Source organism: Actinomadura gamaensis, assembly GCF_042652125.1.
Classification (GTDB): domain Bacteria; phylum Actinomycetota; class Actinomycetes; order Streptosporangiales; family Streptosporangiaceae; genus Spirillospora; species Spirillospora gamaensis.
On the sequence record NZ_JBHSIT010000004.1, the window covers coordinates 345,003 to 367,877 of the forward strand.

Consider the following 22,875-nt stretch of genomic DNA (forward strand, 5'->3'; position numbering starts at 1 on the left):
TCCGCACCGTGTTCGTCCCCACATGATCCACAGTTACCCACAGCCTTCGCGCGGGCGCATGAGGACAGTCAGAACGCCTTGACAAGCGCCGTCGCGCGGGCGCGCGAGCGCTTGTGGGAAAGGCGCGCGGAGGCGATCGAGCCGCTGTCCGCGGCGCCGCGGAGGACGCGGCGGAGGACGCGGCGGAGGACGCGGCGGGGGTGCGGAGATCGGCGGACGCTCCGTTTGACCAGATGGGCGAGTAGCCCGTAACGTGCTGAGGTCGAGTCGCATCGACGGAGATGACGCGTGCCCGCCGTCTCGCCCCGTTCATGGAGAGCCGGGCGGGCCCCCGCTGCGGGGGACCGGACGCGGCCCGCGGTGCGAATCATCGAGCCTGATCCACACCGACCGCAGCACTGGAGCCTGAAGTGAGCAAGCGTACTTACCAGCCGAACAACCGCCGTCGTCACAAGAAGCACGGCTTCCGGCTGCGCATGCGCACCCGCGCCGGCCGCGCCATCCTGTCTTCGCGGCGTGGCAAGGGCCGCGCGCGCATCGCGGTCTGACCCACCTCTGACGCATGCTGCCGTCCGGACACCGGATGCGGCGGCGGGACGACTTCACCCTGGCCGTCCGGCGCGGACGACGCGCCGGACGGCCAACTCTCGTCGTGCACCTGCACCGTGGGGACACCTCGGCCACGCCCTCTCCTGCCGGGCCGTCCGGCGCGGGGGGCGCCGCCGTGCGCTCGGCCACACACGCCGCGCGCTCGGCTGCAGACGCCGTCCGTTCGCCCACAGGCGAATCCCGGCCTGTGGAAAACCGTCCCGCCGGTGCTAACGACGCGTCCCGTCCACTCGTTTCGAGGGATGTGGACAACGAGCCCGCACTGGTCGGCTTCATCGTGGCCCGGACGGTCGGCAACGCCGTCGTCCGGAACCGGGTGCGGCGCAGACTCCGGCACCTCGTGCGTGCGCGCCTCGACCGACTGCCGGGGGGTAGCCTGCTCGTAGTGCGCGCCAACCCCGCAGCGGGAACGGCGCGCGGTGACGAACTGGCCGCGGATCTGGACTCCGCCCTCGACCGGGTGCTGCGGCAGACCTCCAAGGGACGGACATGACGAGCGGACCGGCGGGTGCGCCACCCGCGGACTCCCCGGTCGGACCCGGCCGCGCGGACTCCCCGGTCGAACCGGGCGCCGAACCGCGCCCGGGACCGATCGCCGCCGCCCTGATCCTCGCCGTCCGCGGCTACCGACGCTTCCTGAGCCCCCTGCTCGGGCCGACGTGCCGGTTCCGGCCGACGTGCAGCGCCTACGGGCTGAAGGCCCTGCAGGAGCACGGCGCGCTGCGCGGCTCCTGGCTGACGCTCCGGCGGATCGCCCGGTGCCATCCGTTCAACCCCGGCGGTTACGACCCGGTTCCGCCGCGCCGCGACCGCGCCTCCGCCCTGGTCTCGGACCCGGACGGACCGTCCACCGAAGGCGCTTCCGGGCGCTCCGCGGGCGGCCCGGCCGATCCCGCCCCGACCGGCGCGCGCGAACGGGCCGCGGAGCCCCCGAAGACCTCCGGCCGCGAGCAGAGCGGCCCCGCCCTAGCAGAGCCCAAGGAGCTGCCCGGTGCTTGACTGGTTGTACACGATCGTCTCCCAGCTCATCGTGTGGATTCACGCCGCACTGAGCGTCGTTGTCCCCAAGGACAGCGGATGGGCCTGGGGCGGCTCGATCATTCTGCTGACCGTCCTGCTGCGGCTGCTGCTGGTTCCGCTGTTCGTCAAGCAGATCCACGCGTCCCGGAAGATGCAGGAGCTCAACCCGAAGGTCCAGGCGCTTCGCAAGAAGTACAAGAACGACAAGCAGCGCCTCAACCAGGAGGTCATGAAGCTCTACCAGGAGAACGGCGCCAACCCGCTGTCGGGCTGCCTGCCGCTCCTGGTGCAGATGCCGGTGTTCATCGGCCTCTTCCAGGTGCTGAAGCGCATCTCCGACGCCAAGCCGGGCCACGGCGTCTTCGAGATGTCCCCCGAGCTGGTGCGCAGCGCGCAGCACGCGTCGATCTTCGGGGCGCACATCCCGAACACCTTCCTGAACGCGTGGAACGCCAACCCCAAGACCTGGAACGCGCTGATCATCACCGGCGTCGCGGTCGTGATCTCGTCCTGCACCACGTTCTTCACCGTGCGCGCCAGCATGAAGCGGCAGACGCCGATGGCGGACGAGAACAACCCGATGATGCAGGCCCAGAAGATGATGGTCTTCCTGGCCCCCGCGTTCGGCCTGTTCGGCCTCGGCTTCCCGCTGGGCGTGCTCATGTACTGGGTGACGTCCAACTCCTGGACGCTCGCGCAGTCGCACTACATCTACAAGAAGTACCAGTCGCCCGAGGCGCTGGAGAAGGCCAAGGACGACGGCAAGACCCCCGCGGCCGCCGGCGCGAAGGCCAAGGCCGGCACCACCGCGAAGGCCAAGAAGGGCGCCGCCGCGTCCGACTCCGCCGCCGCGCCCGACGGGGACGCCGCCGACTCCGCGCCCAAGGTCGTCCGGAACCAGCCGACGCGTAAGCCGCGCAGCAAGCGCAGCGGCTCCCAGAAGCGCTAGTTTTGACCCCGGTCCTCGCCGAAGAAGGAGATCCCGTTGAGCCAGACCGACACCACCGAGGTCGACGTCCAGGCGCTCGAGCAGGAAGGCGAGATCGCCGCCGACTACATCGAGGGCCTGCTGGACATCGGTGACTTCGACGGCGACATCGACATGGACGTCGAGGGCGAGCGCGCCCTCGTCGCGGTCGTCGGCGCCTCCCTGGACGAGCTGGTCGGCAAGCGCGGCGAGGTGCTGGAGGCGCTGCAGGAGCTGACCCGGCTCGCCGTGCACCGCCAGACCGGCAACCGCAGCCGGCTGATGCTCGACATCGGCGGCTACCGCGAGCGCCGCCGCGCCGAGCTGACCAAGCTCGGCGAGGAGGTCGCCGCGGAGGTCAAGCAGTCCGGCGAGGCCAAGCCGCTCGCGCCGATGACCCCGTTCGAGCGCAAGATCGTGCACGATGCCGTCGCCGCCGCCGGGCTGCGCAGCGAGTCCGAGGGCGAGGAGCCCGAGCGCTACGTCGTCGTCCACCCGTCCTGACGCTTCGGCGCTCCGCGCCCTGTCGTTCTGGGCGTCCTGAGGCTCGACGCGTTCTCAGGTTCGACGCGTCCGGACGGTCGGTCGGGCTTCGTCGCGGGACGTGCTGATCGTTTGATCGTTCAAGGCAGAGGCCCCGCACCGGAATCGGTGCGGGGCCTCTGTGTGTGCCCGGCCGCGGACCGCCGCCTTGCGCGCGGCCGGGCGTTCGAAACGCCTTGAAGGCCGGAGACTCAGCGCTCGTGCGGTGCGCGGCGGACCGGAGGCCGGTTGACGGCGGTCGGATTGTTCTGGACGGCCGGATCCTGCGCCACGGCCGGGTCCTGGGCGACCGTCGGGTCCTGGGCCGCGTGCCCGCCGCCCATATCCTCCTGGGTCGCGGGCCGTTCGATCACGCGTTCGACCACTTTGGGCTGATCGGCCCGCTCCACGACACGCTCCTCGACGAGCGGACGCTCCACCACGCGCTCTTCGACGAGCGGACGCTCCGGCTCGGTGTCGTAACCGGGGTCCGCGCCCAGCACCTGCTGCGACCGGCGGCGCGGACGGGTGTAGGCGAGGGTGAAGATCATGCTGATCACGCCGACGAGGATGAGGATCCAGCCGACGAGGTGGATGTCGAGTCCGCTGAGGTTCACGCGTACTGCGAAGGCGAGGATCATCCCCAGAGCTATGAAGGCCAGACTGACGCCGATACCCATGGTTTCGTGCTCCCTCCCGTCGCAAGCAGCGCCGCCACCCTCCTACCCCCTCTGCGACGAATATGCGTTTCGCCCTTCCTTGCCCGCCGTTCTGGGGGGCTGCCGGCGGACGTCCAGGGTGTTCGGCGGTCGTCGGGCGGGCCTCTGAAGGTCGTCAGCGGGCGTCGTCGGGCCGTCGCCGCGACGTGGCGGGCGCGTCACCGGGACGTGGCGGAGACGTGGCGGGCGCGACGTCGGGACCCGGCGGGGACGTGGTGGGGACGATCAGAGAGAGGGAAAGGGGGCGTCCGGAAGGCGTGTGAGCTGGCGTGGCGTGCCCGTCCGTGTACGCCGTGGCCGGTTTTTGTGGAACGATTCGTCTGGTGGGCATTGCACGTGAGGTATTCGGTGACGCGCTGCCGATCGCGGAACGCTACGCGGAGTTCCTCGCCGACGCGGGGGTCGAGCGCGGGCTGATCGGTCCACGCGAGGCGGACCGGCTCTGGGAACGGCATCTGATCAACTGCGCGGTGGTCGCCGAGGCCGTCCCGGAGAACGCCCGGGTCGTGGACATCGGCTCCGGTGCGGGCCTGCCGGGCCTGGTGCTCGCGATCGTCCGGCCGGACCTGTCGATCATGCTGCTGGAGCCGCTGCTCCGCCGGACGAACTTCCTGAACGAGGCGGTCGAGCTGCTCGGCCTCGACAACGTGGAGGTCCGCCGCGGCCGGGCCGAGGAGGTCGTCAAGGAGTTCTCGGTGGACGTCGCGACCGCCCGCGCCGTCGCCCCGTTGGAACGCCTGGCGCGGTGGGCGCTGCCGCTGCTGCGGCCGGGCGGGGAACTGCTCGCCATGAAGGGCGAGCGCGCGGCGGCCGAGATCGAGGAGGCCGCGCCGGTGCTCAAGCGATTCGGTGTGCGGACCACTGAACTACTCCAAGTCGGACAAGGTAAGGTCGAGCCGCCGACAACGCTTGTCCGGGTGGTGGCCGAACGCGCGCCGCGTCCCGCCAAAGGGTCGAAAAAGAGGTCTTCATGAGCACGGGACCGGTACCGGGCCGCTCTGGCAGCCCCGACGAATCCGCTGACGAGCAGGCCGCCTCGAGAGCCGCGGGCGTTCCCGGTCACGCCGATGCGCCGGGCCGCCGCGGCCCGTCCGGTCCCGGAGCCGACCAGGCCGGACGGCCGGACGCGGGCGCGCCGCCCGCCGCGGCCGCCGGCGACGCGGGGGACCGGTCCGCCACGCCGCGACCCGCGCAGGAGGCGGGCGCCGCCCCCTCCGGACACGCACTGTGGGGAAACACGACGTCCGGCACCGCGGAGACCGTCGGGTACGTCCCGACGGGCGGAGGCGGCGCGACGCTGCCCGCCCCGCGGCAGGGACACACTCAGGGGGAGTCAGAACTCGTGCGCGAGGCGCTGAAGGACGCCAAGGTTTCACATGAAACCTCCGTGACCGCGCTCAAGGTGATGCCGGGCGCGGGTCGCCGGGACGCCGAATGGCCGCGGCCGGGCCGCTGCCGGATCATCTCGGTCGCCAACCAGAAGGGCGGCGTGGGCAAGACGACCACGTCGGTGAACATCGCGGCGTCGCTCGCCATGCACGGCGCGCGGGTCCTGGTCGTCGACCTCGACCCGCAGGGCAACGCCTCGACCGCGCTCGGCGTGGACCACCACGCGGACATCCCGTCCATCTACGACGTGCTCATCGAGGACACGCCGCTGGCCGACATCGTCGTCCCCGCGCCGGAGATCCCGAACCTGTACTGCGCCCCGGCCACGCTGAACCTGGCCGGCGCCGAGATCGAGCTGGTCTCCAAGGTCGCCCGCGAGTCGCGGCTGCGCCGGGCGCTGGACGCCTACGACACCGACGGCTTCGACTACGTCCTCATCGACTGCCCGCCGTCGCTGGGCCTGCTCACGGTGAACGCGCTGGTCGGCGGGGACGAGCTGCTGATCCCGATCCAGTGCGAGTACTACGCGCTGGAGGGCCTCGGCCAGCTCGTCCGCACGGTGGACCTGGTGAAGGCGCACCTCAACCCGAAGGTGAACGTCTCCACGATCCTGCTCACGATGTACGACGCGCGGACACGGCTCGCCGCGCAGGTCGCCGAGGACGTCCGGGCCCACTTCGGGGACGTCGTGCTGAACACCGTGATCCCCCGCAGCGTCCGGGTCTCGGAGGCCCCCAGCTACGGGCAGTCCGTGATGACCTACGACCCGGGATCCAGCGGCGCGCTCGCCTACAGCGAGGCCGCTTCGGAGATGGCGCACCGGTGGGTGGAGGCCGCCCAGTGAGCAAGCAGCCGCGCGGGCTGGGCCGTGGGCTCGGCGCGCTGATCCCGACTGCCCCGCCGACGCCGCCCGCCGCCGACCCCGCGGCGGCCTCCGCGGAGAAGGGGTCCCCGTCGGCTTCGCGGGACGCCACGTCGGACGGCGCGTACCCCGAGGCCCAGGCGGTCGCCGGGGCGCACTTCGCCGAACTGCCGCCGAGCACGATCCGTCCGAACCCGCGCCAGCCGCGCGAGCACTTCGACGAGGAGGCGCTCCGCGAGCTGTCGGAGTCGATCTCCATCGTCGGCCTGCTCCAGCCGATCGTGGTCCGGCGCGTCCACGACGGCGGCGAGCACGACTACGAGCTGATCATGGGCGAGCGCCGCTGGCGCGCCGCCCAGCTCGCCGGCCTGGACGCGATCCCGGCGATCGTCCGGGACACCGGCGACGACGCGATGCTCCGGGACGCGCTCCTGGAGAACCTCCACCGCCAGCAGCTCAACCCGCTGGAGGAGGCAGCCGCCTACCAGCAGCTCCTGGAGGACTTCGGCGCCACCCACGAGCAGCTGGCGAGCCGCATCGGCCGGTCGCGTCCGCACATCACCAACACGCTGCGCCTGCTGAACCTGCCGCCGAACGTCCAGCGGCGGGTGGCCGCGGGCGTCCTGTCGGCCGGGCACGCCCGCGCGCTGCTGTCGCTGGAGACCGCCGAGGCGCAGGACCGGCTCGCGCAGCGCATCGTCGCCGAGGGCCTCTCCGTCCGCGCGGTCGAGGAGATCATCGCGATGCGCGAGGCGGACGACGAGCCGAAGGCCCCCCGCGTCCGCGGCAAGCGCCCGGTGGCCCCCGCCCTCAAGCACCTGGCCGACCGCCTCTCCGACCGCTACGAGACCAAGGTCCGCGTCGACATGGGCCGCAACAAGGGCAAGATCGTCGTAGAGTTCGCCACCCTCGAAGACCTGAACCGCATCATCAAGTCCATGGCCCCCGACGAAGCCGTCGAAGACCGCGACTGACCCACTCCCCACAACGCCCGCCTCCCACCCGAGGCGGGCGTTCTCGTTTTCCAGCCTCCGGCCCCCGTCCCTCTCTCCACCAGAAGCCTCGGCATCTCAAGCGCTCGACTTGATCCTCCTGCCCGAGGCCGCCCCCGTTTCACGTGAAACGACGCCCTCGGACGCCTGCCTCCCGCCCCGTGTCCTGACTGCCGTGATGTGGTTTCACGTGAAACGGCGGCGGAGGAGGGTTTCGCAGAGGGGGCCGAGGGTGAGGCCCGCGGCGGCGACGGCGCGGGGGAGGAGGCTGGTCTCCGTCATTCCGGGGGCGACGTTGACTTCGAGGAAATGGACTTCTCCGGCGGCGTCCACAATGAGGTCGGTGCGGGAGAGGTCGCGCAGGCCCAGGACGCGGTGGGCGGTGAGGGCGACGTTCGTGGCGCGTTCGGCGGCCTCGGGGGAGAGGCGGGCCGGGGTGACGAACTCGGTGTCCCCCGCGTCGTAGCGGGCGGTGTAGTCGTAGCGCCCGTTCGGCGTGACGATCTGGACGGCTGGGAGGGCGCGCGGGCCGTCCGGGCCGTCGATGACGCTGACGGCGATCTCGGTGCCCTCGACGTAGCGCTCGACGAGCGCGGCGTCGCCGTAGGCGAAGCAGGAGACGAGGGCTGCGGTGAGCTCCTCGGCCTTGTGGACGGCGGACGCGCCGAGCGCCGACCCGCCGCGCGTGGGCTTGACGAAGAGCGGCAGTCCCAGCCGTTGGACGATCAGGTCGAGCACCGCGGTGGCGCCGAGGTCGTGGAAGAGCTCCTTGGGGAGGGCGACCGAGGGCGGCGTGCTCACGCCGGCCTCGGCGACGACGGACTTGGCGGTGGGCTTGTCCCAGGCGATCCGGCAGGCGGCCGGGCGCGCACCCACGTACGGGACGCCTACGAGTTCGAGGATGTCGCGGATCGCGCCGTCCTCGCCCATGGCGCCGTGCAGGACGGGGAAGACGACGTCCGGCGGATCCGCGGCGAGGCGGTCCAGAAGGCCGGCGTCCGCGTCCCGGAGCTCGACGGGGATGTCGAGGGCGCGCAGCGCGTCGGCGACGCGGCGGCCGGAACGCAGCGAGACCTCGCGCTCGTAGGAGAGACCTCCGGCCAGGACGACGACGTGAGCGAATTCCACTGCGGTTCCTTCGGGGCGGGTCGGCTTCGGGACGGACCCATCATGAAGGCTTTCGCCGTTTCACGTGAAACGGGGGCCGCCTGCGGGCGGGTTATCCACAGAACGCACTTCGACTTTCGGTGGGCTGCGCCCGCCCGCGAGCATGGGTGCATGCGGAGTTCTAAGCAGCGCTCAGACCGTCTGGAGCAGCGGCCGACCGGCGGTCCACAAACGAAACCGCGCCCTCCGCCTGCGAGGCGGAGGGCGCGGAGGAGCCGATCGGGAAGGGGGTGAGAGGTAGGGATCAGAAGACTTCGGGGCCAGGAGTGTCCACGCCGGAGGAGCGGCGGTGGCCCACTCCTCCGAAGGTGTCGAGCGTGCGCAGCTCGTTCTCGATGACACCGGCCAGACGGCGTACGCCTTCGCGGATGCGGTCCGGTTCCGGGTAGCAGTACGAGATGCGCATGTCCCTACGGCCATTGCCATCGGCGTAGAAACCGGTGCCGGGCACGTAGGCGACGCGCTCGGCGATGGCGCGCGGGGCCATCGCCTTGGCATCGAGACCTTCGGGGAGCGTCAGCCACACGAAGAATCCGCCACCCGGGCGCGTCCAGGTGCACCCCTCGGGCATCAGCGTGTCCAGCGCGTCCAGCATGGCGTCGCGACGCTCGCGGTAGAGCAGGCGGAATTCCTTGATCTGCTCGCGCCACGGCTGCGTCGACAGGTACTCCCGGACGGCCAGCTGGGAGAAGCTGGAGTGGCAGAGCACCGCCGACTCCGCCGCGAGGACGAGCTTGGCGCGCACCGCGTGCGGCGCGAGTGCCCAGCCGACGCGCAGGCCGGAGGCGATCGTCTTGGAGAACGTGCCGAGGTAGATGACACGCTCGGAGTCGTCGGCGCGCAGCGCCCGCATGGGCTCGTCGTCGAAGCCGAGCAGCCCGTAGGGGTTGTCCTCGATGATGAGGATGTCGTATTCGGCCGCGAGCTCCAGCAGGCGCGTGCGCCGTGCCGCGGTGAGCGTCACGCCCGCCGGGTTCTGGAACGTCGGGACCGTGTAGAGGAACTTGACCGTGCGTCCCTCCCGCCGGAGCCGCACGAGGGTCTCCTCCAACGCCTCGGGGATGAGGCCGCCCTCGTCCATCGCGACGTGCACGACGTCCGCCTGGTACGACGCGAACGTGCCGAGCGCGCCCACGTACGAGGGTCCCTCGGCCAGCACCACGTCACCCGGGTTCACGAAGATCCGGGTGATGAGGTCGAGTGCCTGCTGCGCGCCGACGGTGACGACCACGTCGTCCGCGCACGCCTGGACGCCCTCCAGCGCCATCACGTCGCAGATCTGCTCGCGCAGCCGCGGATCTCCCTGCGCGGACGCGTACTGGAGCGCCTCGGCCCCGTTGCGCGCGATCAGTTCCCCGACCATCCCGCCGAACTCGTCCAGCGGCAGCGCCGACACGTACGGCATCCCCCCGGCGAGCGAGACCACCTCGGGACGCGAGGCCACGGCGAACAGGGCCCGGATCTCCGAGGCCACCATGCCGGCGGCGCGGTCGGCATAGCGGTCGGTGTAGGCATCTGTACGCGTGTGCTGCTCCACGAGGCACCTCCAGGGTGATCGGATTCCCCTGCAAACTACGGCATCGGGCCTACCCCGACCCGGCGAACCCCCCGCATCTCCCACGACCGGATCAGCCGACACCCCCCAACCGAGTCATCCCCACCTGACTACCCTCCACCCCGCCACCCGCCTTTCTCCGACGGCCTCCAACCCCAAGTCACGCACCCGCTCCACGCCCCGACATGTTGCTCGGGGCGGGCGGGGGTGCGGTCGGTATGATGCCGGGGGTTCTGGTGGTCGCCTCGCGGGGCGGCGGATGGGCGGGGGTGGCGGTCCGGTGTCGCGTCGTCTCGTCAATGTCACGCTGGACAACCTGGACGACCTGCCGCGGCGCTGTCGGCGGTGCGTGTTCTGGGAGCTGGATCCGGTCAGCGGGGCGCGGGCGCTGGAGGCGGGGGATCCCGGGCTGGAGAAGGAGGCGTGGATCTCGTCCACGCTGCTGGAGTGGGGATCCTGCGGGAAGATCGTCTATGTGGACGACGTCCCGGCCGGGTTCGTGCTGTTCGCTCCGCCGCTGTACGTGCCGCGGTCGATCTCGTTTCCCACGAGTCCGGTGAGCGCGGACGCCGTTCTGCTGATGACCGCGCACATCGTCCCGGAGTTCGCCGGGGGCGGGCTGGGGCGGATGCTGGTCCAGGGGGTCGCTAAGGACCTCACGCGGCGCGGGGTGAAGGCCGTCGAGGCGTTCGGGGATCTGAAGGGCGAGGACGGCGGTTGCGTCGTGCCCGCCGACTACCTGCTGTCGGTCGGGTTCAAGACCGTTCGGCCGCATCACCGGTATCCGCGGCTGAGGTTGGAGCTGAAGTCGGCTCTGTCGTGGCGTGAGGACGTCGAGGTCGCGTTGGAACGGCTTCTCGGCTCCATGACCCCGGAGGGGATGCTCCGGCCCGTCTGAGGCACGCTCAGGGCCCCGGTCCTGACGGAGCGGGGCCCTGGAGTGGATCGGATCAGAGGAACTCGGCGAGCTCGCGGACGAGGGCGGCCTTGGGCTTGGCGCCCATGATCTGCTTGACGACCTGGCCGTCCTTGTAGACGTTCAGGGTCGGGATCTGCAGGACGCCGTAGTCGGCGGGGATCTTCGGGTTCTCGTCGATGTTCATTTTGACGACCTCGATCTTGTCGCCGTGCTCGGAGGAGATCTCCTCCAGGATCGGCGCGACCATGCGGCACGGGCCGCACCACTCGGCCCAGAAGTCGACCAGGACGGGCTTGTCGTTCTGGAGGACGGTGGTGCCGAAGTCGGCGTCGGTCACGGCTTTCATCGAGTCTCCCTCGGTTCTCGTATGGGGAACGGTGCGGCGGCCCCCCGCCGCCGCACCTGCGTCATGTCCGCCCGGCCCGATGCGCCCGGCCCGATGCGCCCGGCTTGATCCGCCCGGCCGGATGCGTCCGGACCGATGCGTCCGGACCGATCCGTCCGGCCCACGACCAGTCCAAACCGGTCCCGGGCCCGGCCGGGTCGATTCGCAGGCCGGACCCGGGCTGGTCGGTGGGGTGTGGTCAGCCTTCGCCGGCCAGGACGGCCGGGTCGGTCTGCGGGACGGTGTCGGCCTCGCCCTGGTCCTGCAGCCAGCGCTCGGCGTCGATGGCGGCCGAGCAGCCGGTCGCGGCGGCGGTGATGGCCTGGCGGTAGGTGTGGTCGACCACGTCGCCGGCGGCGAACACGCCGGGCACGCGGGTCCTGGTGGTGGGGGCGTCGACGAGCAGGTAGCCCTCGTCGTCGGTGTCGAGCTGGCCGGTGAACAGCTCGCTGCGCGGGTCGTGGCCGATCGCGATGAACAGGCCGGTGACGGCGAGGTCCTCCTCGGCGCCGGTCTTGACGTTGCGCAGCCGCACGCCGCTCAGCTTCTGGTCGCCGTGCAGGGCGGCGACCTCGCTGTCCCACGCGAAGCGGATCTTCTCGTTGTGGAACGCGCGGTCCTGCATGATGCGGCTGGCGCGCAGCTCGTCCCGGCGGTGCACGACGGTGACCGTGCGGGCGAACTTGGTCAGGAAGATGGCCTCCTCCATGGCGGTGTCGCCGCCGCCGACGACCGCGATGTCCTGGTCGCGGAAGAAGAAGCCGTCGCAGGTGGCGCACCAGGAGACGCCGCGCCCGGACAGCTCGTCCTCGCGGGGCAGGCCCAGCTTGCGGTGCTGCGAGCCGGTCGCGACGATCACCGCGTGCGCGCGGTACACGTCGTCGCCGACCTTGACGATCTTCGGGTCGGAGGTGAGGTCGACCTCGGTCACGTCGTCGGTGATGAGCTCGGCGCCGAACCGCTCGGCCTGCTTGCGCATGCCGTCCATCAGGTCGGGGCCCATGATCCCGTCGGGGAAGCCCGGGAAGTTCTCCACGTCGGTGGTGTTCATCAGGGCGCCGCCGGCGGTCACCGAACCCTCGAAGACCAGCGGCTTCAGGTCGCCGCGGGCCGCGTAGACGGCCGCCGTGTAGCCCGCGGGGCCGGACCCGATGATGATGACGTTGCGGACGTCGTCGCTCACTGTCTCACGTGCCTTTCTCGATGGCCTTCGGTGCCGGAGGGGCGGGGGCGCCGGGCCGTTCCCCGGCGTCGCCGGTGCCGTTCCGGGCCGCCAGTCGCGTCAACCGATCCTAGGGCCCGCAGATTCCCGCCGGTCCCGGGACGGGGGCGAGCTGGACATAAGCTTGCCCACATGGCCCGGATTCTTCTCCTGCACTCCATGTACGGGCTGCGGCCCGCCGTCCACCAGGCCGCCGACCGGCTGCGCGCGCACGGCCACGAGGTGCACGTCCCCGACCTGTACGGCGGGCGTGTCGTGGACGACCCGGACGAGGCGGTCGCGATCAAGGAGGAGATCGGCATGGACGAGCTGCTGAAGCGCTCCATCGCCGCCGCCGCGCCGCTGTCGGAGGGCGGCGTCGTCTACGCGGGCTTCTCCCTGGGCGGCGCGCTCGCGCAGAACCTCGCGTTCGGCGACGAGAACGCGAAGGGCCTGCTGCTGATGCACGGTACGTCCGACATGACGGACGACGCGTCCGCGCCGGACCTGCCCGTCCAGCTGCACGTCGCCGATCCGGACACCTACGAGCCGGTCGACTGGCAGAACGCGTGGTATCTGCGGATGCGGCGCGCGGGGGCCGATGTCGAGGTCTTCCGCTACCCGGGCGCGGGCCACCTCTTCACCGATCCGGACCTGCCCGACTATGAACAGGAGTCGGCCGAGCGCGCCTGGGCGATCGCCGAGGACTTCCTGAAGGCGCTCTGACGAATCTCGATCGAGAATCTCAACGTTGAAGGACTTCTCTGAGAACGATTCTAAGAAGAGCGCCGAAGTGAGGCTCGGGAGGCGTCTCCCGCAGAATCCTCCTCAGAGAAGCCATGCGCGAGGGGCATTAAGGACCTAGTCGTCCCCTGAAGCGCCTCTTCGCGAACAACTCGGCCGAGAGTCCCTTTCGCCTCAGTCGCCGAGAAGGGCGAAAAAGAGAACGACGGCCGTCCTGTCCGGGACGGCCGTCGCCTGGGTGCGCATCGCGGATCGCCTGTCGCTCAGCCGGCCACCTGGGTGTGGCTGATCACCTGCTGGTCCCGCGGCGTGCACGTCGGGCGGACGACCCAGACGTCGTACCGGCCCGCGGACGGGCCCGGCAGCGCGACGATCACCGCCGGGGAGCCGTCGAAGCGGGCCTGGTCGACCAGGACCGGCCGGACCGACTTCGCCAGCGCCGCCAGACACTGCTGGAGCCCGGCGGACGACCCGCTCTGCATGGTCATGTTCCGCGTCCGCCCGGTGAGCGCCTTGGCGACCTGGCCGCCCAGGGACGCCGCGTGGTAGTCCGTCCCGGACGTCACGACCTCGTACCCGCCGGTGGCGGCGGCCGAGGGCGCCACGCCGGAACCGGCGGCGCTCGGCGCCGCCCCTCCGGACGGGTCGGTGACCGGGGACGAGACGCTGGCGCTGCCGTCGTGCGAGCCGCCGCCGCGCAGGAGGTTCGTTCCGACCGCCGCTCCGCCGCCGAGCACGACCACCGCGGCGGCCGCGGCGGACAGGACCCGCCAGTGCCGCTGCTTGCGCCGCTGCTCCAGGCTCACCACGGTGGCCGTGTGCAGCGATTCGGCGGCCAGCGCGGAGTCGATCCGCTCGGCCAGCTCGGCGGGCATGGACGGGAGAGGCGCCTCCGCGAGGATCCGGGAGACGTCCGCAAGGTCGGCGGATCGGTCCCGGCACTCGGCGCAGGTGTCGAGGTGCGCGTTGGCGGAGGCGGCCAGGTCGTCTTCGAGCATTCCCTCGGCGAGGTCCGCCAAGGTGTCGTAGTCGAGGTGCGGGGAAATCATCAGGGTGCGCCACCTCCTTCCACACCTCCGACGTTCCGCGCGTCCCGTCGGTTCCGATGCTGGCGCAACAGTGGCGCGAGCCTCGCGCGTCCGCGCGCGCACCGCGACTTGATCGTGCCTGGTGGGACCTCCAGGACGGCCGCCGCGTCGTCCACCGAATAACCCATCATGTCGACGAGGACGAGCGCCGCCCGCTGCTCGTACGGGAGGTGCGCGAGCGCCTGCTGGACGTCCAGGGAGACGCCGTGCGCGTCGGTGGGGTCGGGCATCTTGGGCGCGACGGCGTCGAAGGTCGCGTCGTCGCCCATGGGCGTGGCGGGGCGCACCGAGCGGCGGCGGATCCGGTCCAGGCAGGCGTTGACGACGATGCGGTGCAGCCAGGTCGTGACGGCGGCGTCGCCCCGGAAGCGGCCCGCGGCGCGGAACGCCGAGAGGCAGGCGTCCTGGAGCGCGTCGGCGGCCTCGTCGGGGTCGCCGAGGGTGCGCAGGGCCACGGCCCACATGCGGTCGCGGTGGCGGTGCACGAGCTCGGCGAAGGCGTGCGGGTCCCCCTGCGCGTGCCGTGCGAGCAGCTCCTTGTCGGGCACCTCGTCCACGCGCGGCGTGCTCACCGAAGCCATGACCGCGCGCCTTCGGTGGACACCCGGCGTCCGGGGGCGGCCGCGCCTGCTGAGGAAGACACCACAGATTCCTGGGGGGAGGGGACATTCTGCTCACAGAGACGATACCGAGAAGCCCCGCCCCACGTCACAACACGGAAACGCGCCGACCGGATCGCCGCCCCATCGTTACCGGTATCAGACGTTCCGTCTGATGCGGCATCCTCTGGAACGTCCGGTGCCGCGTCCGGGGCGCTAACCGGCCGTGCCCAGGATCGTGACCTCGCTCAGCTTGGCCTTGAACCCGTCGGAGACGGGCGTGGTGAACCAGACGCAGACGTACTGCCCGGTCGCGGACTTCTCGGCCTTGATGGAGAAGGCGCCGCTCTCGGAGGTCGCCTTGCCGACGACGTGCAGCGCGCCGATCTCCCTGCCGTCGCCGACGCGGAGCTGCATCGGAGCGCCGCTGACGCCCGCGGTGTTCACGCGGACGCTGTCGACCTTCACCTTGCGGCCCAGGTCGAAGACGACGCCGATGCCCTTGAGGAGGTTGCCGAAGTTCTCCCCGTGGTAGGTGGCGCTCTGCCAGAACCTGCTGTGGCTGCCGCCGCCGCTGGTCAGCAGGTCGAGGTTCTTCTCGAACTGGCTGTCGCGGCTGTCGCCGTCCTCGATCGGGAAGGCGTTCACGGGCTTCAGCGTGGTCGGGGCGGCCTGGGACGGCGAGGACGTCTGGCCGCCGTGCGCGACGCCGCCCTGCTTGCCGGTCTTGCCCGAGTCGTCACCGCCACCGCTGGACAGCGCCCACGCGCCGAGCCCGACGACCACCGTCAGTGCGGCGGCGGCGATGCCGAGCAGCCCGCGGTTCACCGGCTTGCGCGGTGCGCCGTGGTGGGCGGGCCGTCCGACCGGGGTGGTCGGCTGGACGGGCGGAGGCGAGGTGGACGGCGACGGCGACCGGCGCGGACGCGGCGGAACGGCCGTACGCGCCGGGGGAGGCGCCTGCGCCGGCTGGGCCTGCGCGGGCGGCGGCTGTCGGTAGGCGGCCGTGGCGTGCGTCGGCGCCGCGGGACGGGGCGTCGGCGCGCTGCCGAGCCCGGCGAACAGCGGCAGCGGCGTGCGCGGGACGCGGCGGAGCGCGGCGGCGAAGTCGGCCGGAGTGGTGATCGGCTGGGCGTCCGGGCCGCTCGCGGGGGCGGGCAGGCCGAGGCTGCGGCAGACGATGTCGTCCACGGCGGACGGTACCCCCGCCTGCACCAGGCGCGGGGCCAGCAGGGGCGCGGGCTCGTCGGGCGTGGTGACGTTCGCCTTGGAACCGGCGTCCGGCGTGGTGACGTTGAGGTCGGGCCCGCGCGCGGCGGACCCGCCGGGCCGGCCCGCCCCCTTCGAGGCGGCCGTGGGCGCGGCGGGCAGGGACGAGCGGGACGGCTCGCCCGGCCAGTGCGCGGTCAGCGCGGCGTAGAGCATGGACCCGAGGCCGCGGGTGTCCACGGCGGCGGGCGAGTCGGAGTAGTGGTCGGCCAGGACGGCGTCGGTCGCCACGCCCAGCACCTTGACCGTGCCGCCCGTCGTCCAGACGAGGTCGCGCGGGGACAGGCACAGGTGGGCGAGGCCGGCGGCGTGCGCCGCGGACAGCGCCTCGGCCGCCTCGTACAGCAGCGTCGTGGCGCGGCCGGGCTCCAGCGGCGCCTTGGCGAGCATCTGCTCCAGCGTCTCGCCGACGACCCACTCGCTGACCACGTAGGCGCGCTCGCCCGCGTCGTCGGCGTCGAACACCTGGGTGAGGCGCGGGTCGGTCAGCCGGGACGCGGCGCGCGCGGCGGTGACGACCTCGTGGACGCGCGGGAAGCCGGGTTCGAACGTCCGGACGGCGACGGCGCGCGCGAGGATCTCGTCGATGGCCTTCCACAGGGACGAGCCACCCGAGTCCTTGATGCGTTCTTCCAGCCGGTAACGGCCCGCCAGGCGGGCGCCGGGCTCGATGACGGACGTGCTCACGGCAGTGTCCAGCGCAGGTGGTCAGATCCCATGTTCGTGGCGTGGCAGCTTACGCCTCCGACCCTCCTCTTTGCAGTCCCCAGGGTGTCGCCCCGCAAGCCGTAGTCATCCACATGGTAGTGGCTCGCCCGCTCGCGGTCGCCTTAACCGCGCGGGTGCCGCGGACTTTGCGACACCGTCGTGCGGGCCGCGGCACAGACCGCGCGAAACGGGCGAACGGCCGCGACGCCCGGATGCTACCCGCGTCCGGGGGCGTCCTCACCCGCGACCCGGAATCCGGGAGCCGACCATGGAGAGCATCGACTGCACCTCGCCGACGCGCAGCATCCGGGCGAACAGCAGGTAGAGGACCCCGCCGCCCGCGCTGGCGACCACGAGGGCGAGCATTCCGGGCAGCAGGCCGCGGCCGAGTGCGGCCTCGATCACCGCGTGCACGGCGTAGGCGAAGCCGATCAGCGGCCAGAGCGCGACGAGCAGCTTCAGATGGGTGCCGATCACGCGCGGGCCGTCCAGGCCGCCGAGCTTGCGGCGCAGCACGACCCAGCAGACGACCGTGCCGACGACGTTGGCGAGCGCGAACCCCGACGCGATCCCGATGATGATCCACTTGACCGGCAGCAGGTAGTAGGCGCCGACCGCGCACAGGATGTTCGTGCCGACCGTCCCGAAGGCGATGAACGCGGGGGTGCGCGTGTCGTTGTGCGCGTAGAACACCCGCAGCATGAGCTGGTAGGACGAGAACGGGACGAGCGCGATCGCGAACGCCTGCATGACGCGGCCGATGACCTCGGCGTCCGGCACCGAGGTGGAGCCGTGCGCGAACAGCACCACCGAGATCTCCGGGCCGAGCACGGCCATCAGCGCCGCCGCCGGCAGGATGATCACCGAGGACAGCCGCAGCCCGGCCGAGAAGTCGTCCCGGACCAGCTCGGACGCGCCCTCGGTGGCGTGCCGGGACATCCGCGGCAGCAGCGCGGTGATCACCGACACCGCGACGATCGCGTACGGCAACTGGAAGATCATGTAGGCGGTGGAGTACGAGCCGTACCCGTACACGTCGCCCGCGCCCGCGTTGTGCGCCTTGGTTCCGGCGCTGTTGCACAGGGCCGTGACCACGGTGAACGCGACCTGCGTGAGCATGACGTACAGCAGCGTCCAGCCGGCGAGCCGGCCGACGCCGCTGATCTCGCCCTTCTGGAAGTTCAGCTTCGGCCGCCACCGGAACCCGACCCGGCGCAGCGACGGCCACAGCGCGACCGTCTGGAGCACGATGCCGCCGGTGGTGCCCGCCGCGAGCAGGTAGAACTCGGTGTCGGTGATCGAGGACGCGTTGACCCGCGCGCCGTCGGACACCCACAGGAACGCCCCGCCGACGGCGATCATGACGATGTTGTTGAGCACCGGCGCCCACATCGGCGCGCCGAACGACCCGCGCGTGTTCAGGATCGCGCCCGCGAACGCGCCGACGCCGTAGAAGAAGATCTGCGGCAGGAAGAACAGCGCGAACAGGATCGCGATCTTCCGCTCGTCCCCGTGGTAGGACGGCGCCGACAGGGTGATCAGCACCGGCGCGACGAGCATCGCCACCGCCGACAGCCCCAGCAGGCCCAGCACCGACAGCGTGAAGACGCGCTGCTCGTACTGCTCGCCGTAGGCCTTGTCGCGCTCCTTGGCGCGGACGAGCAGCGGCACGATGACGCTGGTCAGGATGCCGCCGAGCAGCAGGTCGTAGATCTGGTTCGGGAAGGTGTTGGCGGTGTTGTAGATGCCGAGCAGGGTCCCGTTGGACAGCGCGGCGACGATCGCCGCCGTCCGCAGGAAGCCGGTCACGCGGGACGCGATCGTGCCGAGCGCCATCATCGCGCCCGACTTCAGCAGGCTCGAACCGCCGCCCTTTCCGGCTCCGCCGCCTCCGCCGGCTCCGTCACCGGCCGTTTCGGCGGCGGCCGCGGTGGGCGCCGTGGGCACGCTCGGAGCCTCGGTGCCGGGCGGGAGCGGCAGGTCGAGCGCCGTCTCAGCGGCGGCGTTCATCCCCATCTGATGGCGGCCCATCGCCGGCGTCCCCGGACCCACCGCCGGACTCGGGCTCTGGCCCGGATGCTGATTCGGACCCGGACCCGGACCCGTTCCCGGGGGCCGACCCGTTCCCGGACCCATGCCGGCTCCGTGCGCCGAACCAGCCCCCGGCCTCGGTCCATTCGTCGGCCCCTGCGGACCGGCCGGACCGGCCGGACCCGGACGGCCCGGAACCGGCATCTGGACCGTCGGCTGCCGTCCCGGCGCGGCTGGAGGGTTCTGCCCGGCCGGAGGACCAGGAGTCCCGTACGGTGGCGCGGGAGTCGTTCCCTGGTAGTGGTGTCGGCCCGGTGCCGTTTCCGGACGCGTGGCCTCCTGCGGCCCGCCCGGACGACCCTGCCCCGGCCCCTGTCCCTGCGCCGTGTTCGGAGCGGGCGGCGTCCGAGGCTGGTCCCATCGGGTACCCGGAGCCGGGGGACCCTGCCGGTACCCCGGCGGAGGCGTCTGCCCCTGCGGAGGCCCCGGAGGCCCCGGAGGGACCTGGCCCGGCCTGGACCCCTGAGGCCGTCCCGGAGCCCCGCCCTGCGGATGCTGGGGGTGCTGCGGACGGCCCTGACGCGGATCCCGCGGAGGCGTCGGCGCTCCCGGCCCCTGAGCCTGGCCCGGCGTGGGGGGCTGCCCCTGCCGCGGCTCCTGGCGGGCCCCCTGCTCCTGGTCCGGGTTCGGGTAGCCCGGAGTCTCCCGCGACCAGGGGTTCCGCTCCGGGGTAGTAGGTCCCCGGCGCTCCGGTCGCTGGTTCCGTTCCGGTCCGTCCGTCACCGGCTGCCTCCGCTTTCCGGCGGCGCCTCGCTCGCATGGCCCGCACTCCGACGCCCACGAAGAGTACGGCAAGTGCGCCACCCGTGATGAGCAGCGACGTCCGTCCATACCCGGTGGTCCGGACGGTGATGACGTGCGGATCGCCGTAGTCGTCGCCGTCGGCGGAGGCGAGCTGCACCAGCAGCCGGAACCGTCCGTTGCCGTTGGCGGTGACCGGAAGGTTCCGGGTGACCTTGTCGCCCGGTCGGAGGTCGATCGGGGAGCGCCCCTCCAGCTTGCCGATCTGGAGCTTGGCGCTGTTCTCCGACGATACGTTCACCGTCACCCGGACGGTCTGGTCGGGGAGGTCGTTGGCGACCGTGATGTGCACCATGCCGGAGTTACCCGCCAGCGCGGTCTGCACGCTGACCACCCGGACCCGGCCGGTGTCCTTGCCGAGTTCGGCGCTGACGCGGCGGCGCGCCGCGTACGCCGTCGAGGGCCTGCCGCGCCACGACACCGACTCCAGCCGCAGGACGGCCCGCTCGTACACCGGGCTGGGCGAGTTCACCACGATCGAGGCGAAGGAGTTGGCCTCCTGCTGGATGCGGTGGACCTGGTCCAGGTAGCCGGGGCCGAGCTCGTAGCCCTGGAACTCGTCCGGATAGGGCTGCTGCGGACGCTGCTGCGCCGGGGTGCGCGCGATCTGGTCGAGCGTGCTCGCCTTCAGCCACGGCACGGACGCGGTGTCGTTCAGCAGGCCCTGGGCCAGGTCGGCGGGCGGGTTCCAGTGCCGTCCGGGGGCGACGACGAGGGTCCGGTTCGGGGTCTGCGGCTGCTCGGCCGTGATCATCGCCGTCTCGGCCAGGAACCGCTGCTCGGCCAGCACCTTCCGGCCGGGCGAGCGGGTGTCCTGGTCGAGCACGTCGGCGATCTTGTCGTCGTAGGTGAGGACGGTGTGCTGCCGGTTGTCGATCTCCGCGGTCGTCACCGCGTTCGGCGTGTAGCCGTTCTGCCCGCCGCCGAAGGCGTTCGCGCTGCTCATCAGGATCGGCCCGGTGCCGACCCGGCCGTACTTGACGAGCTGCTTGAGCGTGCTCGGGCCGGCGACGCCGAGCGGCGGCCAGGCCATCGGGGTGCTCGGCTGCGCGCCCAGGACGTCCGTGGCGACCTGCGAGTTCCTGTAGGCCAGCGCGATCTGGTTGTTCTGGTCGTTGCGGACGAGCGCGATCACGTCCGGGTCGGCGTAGGGCAGCGCGAAGTACGGATCGCCCTTCATGCCCTGCTTGAGGGACTTCAGCCAGGCGTCGGCGGCGGCGCTCTTCGGCTTGCGGACCGCCTTGTCGTCGCGGAGGCCCTGCACCTGGTAGGCGCCGCTCGCCATCTGGCGCGCGTCGTCCAGCAGCGCGGGGTCGATCGCCCAGGTCACCGGGGTCTTGGTCGCCGCGGCGGCGGAGACCAGGCCGTCCAGCCTGCCGTCCTTGCCCAGCTGGGTGTTGAGATCGTCGTCGGTGAAGACGTCCCCGGCGGTGCGGTGCTGGCGGTCGATCAGCGGCCAGACCCAGCCGACCTTGATCGGCTTCACGTCGCCCGGCTTCGGGCTGAACGTCACGAACGTGATGACCCCGGCGACGACCTCCTGCGCGGAGTTCACGACCTCGACGCCGACCGGGTAGACGCCGAAGCGCCGCATGCCGATGTCGGCGGTGTTCGCGCCGAGCGCGAAGGACTGCGTGCCGTTCGGCGCGGCGGCCTTCGTGAGCTGGACGAACTTCTTCCCGACCCCGGCGAGCAGCTGGGACGGCTGCCCGGCCGCGTACCGCTCCAGTTGCGCCCGCGACGTGAGTGGCGTGCCGTTGTACCGCATCCGGACGGTCAGCCCGGTCTGCTCGTGCCCGCTGCGGTTCGTGACGGTGCCGGTGATCCGCACCTTGGCGAGCTTGCCGGACGCCTCGGCGGCCTTGGGGCTGACGCTCGACAGCGCGAGCGTCACCTTGCCCTGCTGCGCCTTGTCCGGCGTAGCGGCGCCCTCAGGACTGCCGGGGAGACCGGGACTCCCGGGGAGGTTAGGGCTGCCGGGGAGATCGGGGCTGAGCGGCTCGGTGGCCAGGGTGCCCGCAGCCGTCCGGGCGCCCGTCGCGGCCGCCCCTCCGGCCTCGGGCGAGGGCAGGGCGAACGCTCCCGGCGCGATGCTCGTGAGAAGGCAGGGGACCAGCGCGGCCAGGGCCGCCACCCGACTCACCGCTCTCACGCCGCGCCCGCCCGCGTACCGCACAGGGGCGGCCGGGCGCTCAGTCTCCGCACCACGCGCTCGATGTTAGTCGTGCCCACGCTCCCGTCCGACCGTCCGAAGGGCACGCCGGCGAGATCCGCCGTCCCTGGACGTTCGCTGAACGGACGTCCGGGGACGGCGGCCCGCGAGCGCGCGGCGCCGGCCGGTCAGCCAGCGTGGCGCGAGCCGCTCAGCCAGCCCGGCGCGAGCCGCTCACCCAGCCCGGCGCGAGCCGCTCACCCAGCCCGGCGCGAGCCGGTCAGCGGACCCTGGGCGACGGATGGGACGTGCCGTGCGGCACGTCCCGCAGCGACGCCGCACCCGCCGTCCGGGCGGACCGCGGACGGCCCGACGGACGGCCCCGCAGCGCCGGCGAGTCGACGAACATCGCGGGCGGTGCCTTGGGCGCGGCGGGCGTCTCCAGCCCGCACGGCTTGGCCCCGGTCAGCGAGGCGAGGTCGGCCACCCGGATGCCGAGGGCCGTGGACGGCTCGCCGGTCGGGGTGTAGACGACGTCGTCCGGGGCCAGCACCTCGGTGATCCGCTCGTCGATCAGCAGCGGCATCGCGGAGGGGAGCAGCAGCGGCGCGACGAGCCCCGCCGCGTACTCGGTCACCGCGTTGACCATGTCGGCGCGCGCGGGCCTGACCCGCCTCGCGCCCACCCCCCTCCGGACGGTCTCCAGCGGCGGTTGACCGCCCGCGCACACCACGGCCCCGGCCAGGAAGCGGTCGCCACGGTAGACGCCTTCGCACGTGTAGACGCGGGTCACCAGGCACCGCACCGCCGGCAGACCGAGCGCGTCGGGCAGCTCGTCGGCGGTCGCGATGCCGAAGGGCAGCCGCACGATCTCGTGCCGCGTCTCCCCGCCGAGCAACGCGCGGTGGATGGTGAGGGCGTCCTTCATGTCCGGCTCCGTCCCGCGGGGCCCACACCCCGCATCCGGTGGTGTTCCGTATCCCCGTGAGCCACTCTGTGAGGGGCTTCCCCACATACCCGGCCATGCGGTCTTGATGCGTGACGTCTCGCCCCGGACGTCCGGTTTCCCGCTCCGACGTGGCCCTTCCGGCGTCGCCCGCAAGGTCCGGCGAGCCG

At 72.1% G+C, this 22,875-nt stretch carries 21 protein-coding genes; 10 read left to right on the top strand and 11 right to left on the bottom strand.

The genetic code is table 11. The features are described 5' to 3' along the window. The first annotated feature begins 410 nt into the window (after positions 1-410). The 5 genes from rpmH to ACFPCY_RS15700 are packed head-to-tail and all read left to right on the top strand — an operon-like array spanning position 411 to position 3,100. Complete coding sequence (rpmH, locus tag ACFPCY_RS15680; protein WP_378255709.1) at positions 411-548, top strand: 50S ribosomal protein L34; 138 nt, start codon at positions 411-413, stop codon at positions 546-548. A 35-nt stretch (positions 549-583) separates the two neighbouring features. Beyond that, entirely contained in the window at positions 584-1,102 is a 519-nt protein-coding gene (gene rnpA / locus ACFPCY_RS15685) for a ribonuclease P protein component (RefSeq protein ID WP_378256440.1), read from the top strand. Continuing rightward, positions 1,099-1,608, top strand: a complete 510-nt coding sequence (yidD, locus tag ACFPCY_RS15690) for a membrane protein insertion efficiency factor YidD (RefSeq protein ID WP_378255711.1) — start codon at positions 1,099-1,101, stop codon at positions 1,606-1,608. The genes rnpA and yidD overlap by 4 nt, the downstream gene beginning before the upstream one ends. Beyond that, positions 1,601-2,578, top strand: a complete 978-nt coding sequence (yidC, locus tag ACFPCY_RS15695) for a membrane protein insertase YidC (RefSeq protein WP_378255713.1) — start codon at positions 1,601-1,603, stop codon at positions 2,576-2,578. Before yidD ends, yidC begins: the two co-directional genes overlap by 8 nt. A 36-nt stretch (positions 2,579-2,614) precedes the next feature. Then, positions 2,615-3,100, top strand: a complete 486-nt coding sequence (locus ACFPCY_RS15700) for a Jag family protein (RefSeq protein WP_378255715.1) — start codon at positions 2,615-2,617, stop codon at positions 3,098-3,100. 230 nt (positions 3,101-3,330) lie between these two features. Here the strand turns inward: ACFPCY_RS15700 and ACFPCY_RS15705 are convergent, their stop codons facing one another. After that, on the bottom strand, positions 3,331-3,798 hold the full coding sequence (locus ACFPCY_RS15705) for a DUF6458 family protein (protein ID WP_378255717.1): 468 nt from the start codon (positions 3,796-3,798) through the stop codon (positions 3,331-3,333). Between the two features lie 362 nt (positions 3,799-4,160). Here ACFPCY_RS15705 and rsmG point away from each other — a divergent pair, with 362 nt between their 5' ends. The 3 genes from rsmG to ACFPCY_RS15720 all read left to right on the top strand — a co-directional run bounded on the left by rsmG (position 4,161) and on the right by ACFPCY_RS15720 (position 7,062). After that, positions 4,161-4,811, top strand: coding sequence for a 16S rRNA (guanine(527)-N(7))-methyltransferase RsmG (gene rsmG, locus ACFPCY_RS15710; RefSeq protein WP_378255719.1), 651 nt, complete (start codon positions 4,161-4,163; stop codon positions 4,809-4,811). A gap of 431 nt (positions 4,812-5,242) precedes the next feature. After that, positions 5,243-6,070 carry a ParA family protein gene (locus ACFPCY_RS15715; RefSeq protein WP_378256442.1) on the top strand — a complete coding sequence of 276 codons (828 nt, stop codon included), beginning with the start codon at positions 5,243-5,245 and terminating at the stop codon, positions 6,068-6,070. Next, positions 6,067-7,062: a ParB/RepB/Spo0J family partition protein gene (locus ACFPCY_RS15720; RefSeq protein ID WP_378255721.1), complete on the top strand. Its 996-nt coding sequence runs from the start codon at positions 6,067-6,069 to the stop codon at positions 7,060-7,062. Before ACFPCY_RS15715 ends, ACFPCY_RS15720 begins: the two co-directional genes overlap by 4 nt. A 204-nt stretch (positions 7,063-7,266) precedes the next feature. Here the strand turns inward: ACFPCY_RS15720 and ACFPCY_RS15725 are convergent, their stop codons facing one another. Further along, positions 7,267-8,208, bottom strand: a complete 942-nt coding sequence (locus tag ACFPCY_RS15725) for a D-alanine--D-alanine ligase family protein (protein ID WP_378255723.1) — start codon at positions 8,206-8,208, stop codon at positions 7,267-7,269. A 283-nt stretch (positions 8,209-8,491) separates the two neighbouring features. Continuing rightward, on the bottom strand, positions 8,492-9,724 hold the full coding sequence (locus ACFPCY_RS15730) for an aminotransferase-like domain-containing protein (RefSeq protein WP_378256445.1): 1,233 nt from the start codon (positions 9,722-9,724) through the stop codon (positions 8,492-8,494). 358 nt (positions 9,725-10,082) lie between these two features. Between ACFPCY_RS15730 and ACFPCY_RS15735 the strand changes: the two genes are divergently transcribed. Then, positions 10,083-10,700 carry a GNAT family N-acetyltransferase gene (locus tag ACFPCY_RS15735; protein ID WP_378255725.1) on the top strand — a complete coding sequence of 206 codons (618 nt, stop codon included), beginning with the start codon at positions 10,083-10,085 and terminating at the stop codon, positions 10,698-10,700. A 52-nt stretch (positions 10,701-10,752) separates the two neighbouring features. On the opposite strand, the gene trxA is transcribed toward ACFPCY_RS15735, so the two are convergent. Together trxA and trxB are read right to left on the bottom strand one after the other, a co-directional pair. Continuing rightward, positions 10,753-11,067, bottom strand: a complete 315-nt coding sequence (trxA, locus tag ACFPCY_RS15740; protein WP_378255727.1) for a thioredoxin — start codon at positions 11,065-11,067, stop codon at positions 10,753-10,755. Between the two features lie 238 nt (positions 11,068-11,305). Beyond that, positions 11,306-12,289 (bottom strand): thioredoxin-disulfide reductase, encoded by a 984-nt coding sequence (trxB, locus tag ACFPCY_RS15745; RefSeq protein WP_378255728.1) that lies wholly within the window; start codon positions 12,287-12,289, stop codon positions 11,306-11,308. A 171-nt stretch (positions 12,290-12,460) separates the two neighbouring features. Between trxB and ACFPCY_RS15750 the strand changes: the two genes are divergently transcribed. Then, positions 12,461-13,033: a dienelactone hydrolase family protein gene (locus ACFPCY_RS15750; protein ID WP_378255730.1), complete on the top strand. Its 573-nt coding sequence runs from the start codon at positions 12,461-12,463 to the stop codon at positions 13,031-13,033. Between the two features lie 281 nt (positions 13,034-13,314). On the opposite strand, the gene ACFPCY_RS15755 is transcribed toward ACFPCY_RS15750, so the two are convergent. The 6 genes from ACFPCY_RS15755 to ACFPCY_RS15780 all read right to left on the bottom strand — a co-directional run bounded on the left by ACFPCY_RS15755 (position 13,315) and on the right by ACFPCY_RS15780 (position 22,687). Beyond that, positions 13,315-14,100, bottom strand: a complete 786-nt coding sequence (locus ACFPCY_RS15755; RefSeq protein WP_378255731.1) for an anti-sigma factor family protein — start codon at positions 14,098-14,100, stop codon at positions 13,315-13,317. Further along, positions 14,100-14,720, bottom strand: coding sequence for an RNA polymerase sigma factor SigM (gene sigM / locus ACFPCY_RS15760; RefSeq protein WP_378255733.1), 621 nt, complete (start codon positions 14,718-14,720; stop codon positions 14,100-14,102). Before sigM ends, ACFPCY_RS15755 begins: the two co-directional genes overlap by 1 nt. A gap of 234 nt (positions 14,721-14,954) precedes the next feature. After that, positions 14,955-16,694, bottom strand: a complete 1,740-nt coding sequence (locus ACFPCY_RS15765; RefSeq protein ID WP_378255735.1) for a protein kinase family protein — start codon at positions 16,692-16,694, stop codon at positions 14,955-14,957. A 258-nt stretch (positions 16,695-16,952) separates the two neighbouring features. Beyond that, positions 16,953-18,725 (bottom strand): murein biosynthesis integral membrane protein MurJ, encoded by a 1,773-nt coding sequence (gene murJ, locus ACFPCY_RS15770; protein WP_378255737.1) that lies wholly within the window; start codon positions 18,723-18,725, stop codon positions 16,953-16,955. Next, positions 18,709-21,750 (bottom strand): DUF6049 family protein, encoded by a 3,042-nt coding sequence (locus tag ACFPCY_RS15775; RefSeq protein WP_378255739.1) that lies wholly within the window; start codon positions 21,748-21,750, stop codon positions 18,709-18,711. Before ACFPCY_RS15775 ends, murJ begins: the two co-directional genes overlap by 17 nt. Before the next feature lie 289 nt (positions 21,751-22,039). Further along, positions 22,040-22,687 (bottom strand): YbaK/EbsC family protein, encoded by a 648-nt coding sequence (locus ACFPCY_RS15780; protein ID WP_378255741.1) that lies wholly within the window; start codon positions 22,685-22,687, stop codon positions 22,040-22,042. Positions 22,688-22,875 lie beyond the last annotated feature (188 nt).